This is a genomic window from Microbispora sp. H10670 (assembly GCF_014161385.1).
Taxonomy (GTDB): domain Bacteria; phylum Actinomycetota; class Actinomycetes; order Streptosporangiales; family Streptosporangiaceae; genus Microbispora; species Microbispora triticiradicis.
In genome coordinates this window covers 1-3547 of the sequence record NZ_JABBWW010000069.1, presented here as the reverse complement: position 1 = coordinate 3547, position 3547 = coordinate 1, and the positions used below count along the sequence as shown (strand labels likewise).

General features: G+C 67.8%; 2 protein-coding genes. Both read right to left on the bottom strand.

What is annotated here, in order from left to right; translation table 11 throughout:
• Positions 1 to 126: 126 nt before the first annotated feature.
• Positions 127 to 1320 carry an McrC family protein gene (locus HHX33_RS34500; protein WP_182878233.1) on the bottom strand — a complete coding sequence of 398 codons (1194 nt, stop codon included), beginning with the start codon at positions 1318 to 1320 and terminating at the stop codon, positions 127 to 129.
• Entirely contained in the window at positions 1317 to 3374 is a 2058-nt protein-coding gene (locus HHX33_RS34495) for an McrB family protein (RefSeq protein WP_182878232.1), read from the bottom strand. The genes HHX33_RS34500 and HHX33_RS34495 overlap by 4 nt, the downstream gene beginning before the upstream one ends.
• Positions 3375 to 3547 lie beyond the last annotated feature (173 nt).

Here is a 3547-nt window from a genome sequence, read left to right as displayed (position 1 = left end):
CTACTGCACAGCTTCCGCAGGCTACGCATCCGCTGGGAAGTGCGCGAGGACATCCACCGCGCCTTCCTCAGCATCGGCTGCGCCCTGATCTGCTGGCGCCGACTCAGCTCATTGTGTTAGGCGCTCTTATTGAAGGATCGCCTTCGCGAGTACCTCCACGCTGTCGAGTAATTCCGCCGGGGGAAGCGTCAGGTCGAGCGCATGCTGGCCAATCTCGATTCCGGCTCTGCGCACGACATGCCGGTACGGCTCGGCGTCCCCCTTGGCGTACACCAAGTGGCCGCGCTGCAGGCCCAGCACGGTGCAGTAGGCGAGCATCTGGTAGAGGTCGCCGTTGCGCCCGTCCGGGCCGGTGGAGACCTTGTATTTGGCGTCCGCGACGGCGGCGGGTCGTTCGATCCCGTCCGCGCCGATGACGTAGCGGACGAGGTCGGGGCGCAGCGGCACCCGACGGCCGTGGTCGAGGTGGTGTCGCCGGTCCTGCAGGTCGGTCCGCCCGCCGTACGGCCGCATGGCCTCAGCCAGCGCGACGGTCACGAAGTCCTCGAAGACCCGCCACATCTCCAGCAGCAGCCCATCCACCCGGACCGTCGTGCCGTCGTCCAGCTCGTACGAGCGACTGCGCAGCACGAGCTCGGTGAGCCGCAGCGCCGTGTGGTAACGGGCGTTCAGCCGGCTCGGCTGCCAGGCAGGTAGCGGCAAGCCCGGCACCAGCGCGGACACCCCTGCCAGCCGGGCAAGGAGGTGCCGCAGTGACTTCCGGGTCGCTGTGTCGAGTCCGGGCAGGCGTAGCAGCCGGGCCGTAGCCGCCAGGAGCAGCCGGTTCTCCGCGATGTCCACCGTGAACTCGTCGTAACGGACCTCGACCGGCAGGGGCAGGCCGTACCTGCGACGGATCTGTTCCGCCTCCTGCAGCCGTCCCCGCACCATTTGGGCGGACTCCTCGACCTCCCGGTAGCCCTGCAACACGCCCTGCCCGAGGGCCCGCTGGGCGGCGCGGGCGAAGGCGTACGCGAGCGCGGGCAGCAGGTCTTGATGCTCGCCGGCCTGCACCTCCTCCTGCCGCCAGCCACGCACCGACCGGGCGTAGCCGAGCAGGAACAGCAGCCGGTCGATCGGCGTCTTCGGCGTGATCCTGATCTGGACACCGCCGATCGTCACTGCGCCGACGTACCCGTTGTCGCGGATGCGCCATAGCCCGGCGCGCGGCCCGGGAGCGACCTGTACGGCTTTCGCCGCGACGAGGGCAGCGGCCTGCTCGGGGGTGAGCGCGACCTCCTGCGGCGGGGTGCCCTCGACGAGAGTGATCGGGGAGGTCATGAGATGGCCCGTCGTAGCGCCTCCAGCCCGTATCGCTCGGCCACGTCGGTGCCGTCCCCGTAGTGGTGCTCTTCGAGCAGCGGCAGGATCTGGGTGCGCCAGACGCGCTCGAAGCCCTTCGGATCGTCAAAGATGGCCGGGCGCATGAGGTACGACGGACCAATCTTGAAATCGCGGTCCTCGATGCGGGAGTTGAGCTCTGCCAGCAGCCGTGCGGCCTCGCCTGAGAGGCCCTTGTGAGCGAGCCAGCGGTGCAGGACGTCGGAGGTCGGCTTCTCCTCTGGGTGCAGCTCGACGAAGGCGAACCGCCGCCGCATCGCCGCGTCGACCAGGGCGATCGACCGGTCGGCGGTGTTCATGGTGCCGATGACGACCAGGTTCTCCGGCAGCGTGAACGGCGTGCCGGTCTCGTCGGCCGACGAATAGAGCAGGTCGATGGCCTTCTTGCGATATTCGAGCAGGAAATACAGCTCGCCGAAGACCTTGGCGATGTTGCCCCGGTTGATCTCGTCAATGATCAGGACGAACGGCTCCTCCGGGCGCTCCCGGGCGGCGTCCACCAGTCGGAGCAGCGGGCCGGGCAGCGGCTTGAACACCACCCCTCGCCCGTCCGGTGTCTGCACCGGCCGGAAGCCCTCGAAGAAGTCCTCGTACGAGTAGGAGGGGTGAAACTGGACGAGCTTCGCGTTCTGCGGCCTGCCGCCGGCCAGGTGCTCGGCGAGGTGCTGGGCGATGTACGTCTTCCCCGTGCCCGGCGGGCCATAGAGGATGAGCTGCGGCCGGTCCCGCAGCAGGTCCACACACTCCTGTAACCATTCCTCGTCGACGAACAGCTCGGCGGCCAGCTCCGGCGTCACGTCGGGCAGCCTGAACTCCCTGTGCGGCGTCGGCTCCGGCCCGACGAGCTTCTCCAGGTCGTCGATGAACTCGGTGAGGTCGAGCACGTCGTGCTGGGTGGCCAGCTTGGCCGACATCTCGTCGGGCAGCTCGCCGAAGTCGAGCGGCTTGTCGGCGTTCAGCCAAGTGACGGGCCTCTGTAGGTTCGCCCGGTTTTCCACGCTGGCCCGGAAGGCCGGCTCACCGTGGATGCGGCCCACGTAGATTTTCCCGCCGTCGTTGCAGAGCACCAGGTCGCTCTCGCGCATCCGGCTGAGGAACGCGTAGAACTCGTTGGTCTTCTTCAGCTTGTCGTTGAAGGAGCCGTGTGCGTAGTCCTCTTCGACAGCCGCACGTACGGCTTCTTGAGACGAGCCGGGCGGGAGCTCACGCAGCTTCGACGCGGGCAGCGAGCAGTACCCCTCGGCGAGCCAGCCGTGCAGCAGTTCTCCGCCGTACATGCCGAGCCCGCGCACCAGCCAGGCCCTCCGGACACGCTCAGAGGTGCCACTGACATCGGGATCATCGATCAACAGCTGCCGCAAATCCTCGCGTGGGATCTGCCGCACAGGCGGGACCCGCCCGAGCACGACATGCAGCCCTTCGTCTTCGAGCAGCCGCAGCCACTGCCCTCGCGCCACCTCGTCGGGGTGAGCGGCGTCCGGCAGGCCACCGTCCGAGTCGAGCGCCCGGTGCCAACCCTCAGGAAGCTCTCCCTGTGACCAGCACACCAGCCGTACCGGATCCAGGCCCGTCTCCGCCGCGAGGTCACTGGCGGCGACCCAACCTCCCTCCGGTACGGCTTCCAGCAACCGCCTGGCCGTCTCGAAGCCCGCGCGGTGCTGGTCCCAGTACTGGTAGCCGGTGTGAGCGGCTGCTATGAAGGACGGCGCGTCGGAGTGTTCTTGAAGGGCGATCCGGCCGAGTGAAGTGAGGCGCCAGCGGCCCTGTGACTTGATCACCCAGCCGGACTTGACCAGCCCGCCGCTTTTGTAGCCGAGGGCGAGCTCAGGTGTGTTGCTCTCGACGCCGCCCGACTTCCACTCGTCCTCCAGGCCGGGCAATCGATCCCTGACCAGGGGCCACAGGTCGCGGGTCGGTACGCCGTCCGGGTGCTCGGCCAGCACCTGGGCGGCGGTGAACAACATCGTCCTGGTCAGCTCCGTCCGCGATGCCATAGCCAGTGGGGGTTCCTTCCGGTCTCAAGATCACCTGACTGATCACGGTACTGATCTTTAATTCGTGATGTCGACTCCTGTCGTTATCGCCAGGCCGGTCGGTGGGAGGCAGCCGTCGATGAGGTGGGGCCTGTACTGGATCTTCTTCAGGGCGCGCTTGATGACCCGGACGA

Excerpts from the sequence above, each read along its gene's own strand:
- HHX33_RS34500 (WP_182878233.1), bottom strand. The coding sequence starts at position 1,320 with ATGACCTCCCCGATCACTCTCGTCGAGGGCACCCCGCCGCAGGAGGTC.
- HHX33_RS34495 (WP_182878232.1), bottom strand. The coding sequence starts at position 3,374 with ATGGCATCGCGGACGGAGCTGACCAGGACGATGTTGTTCACCGCCGCC.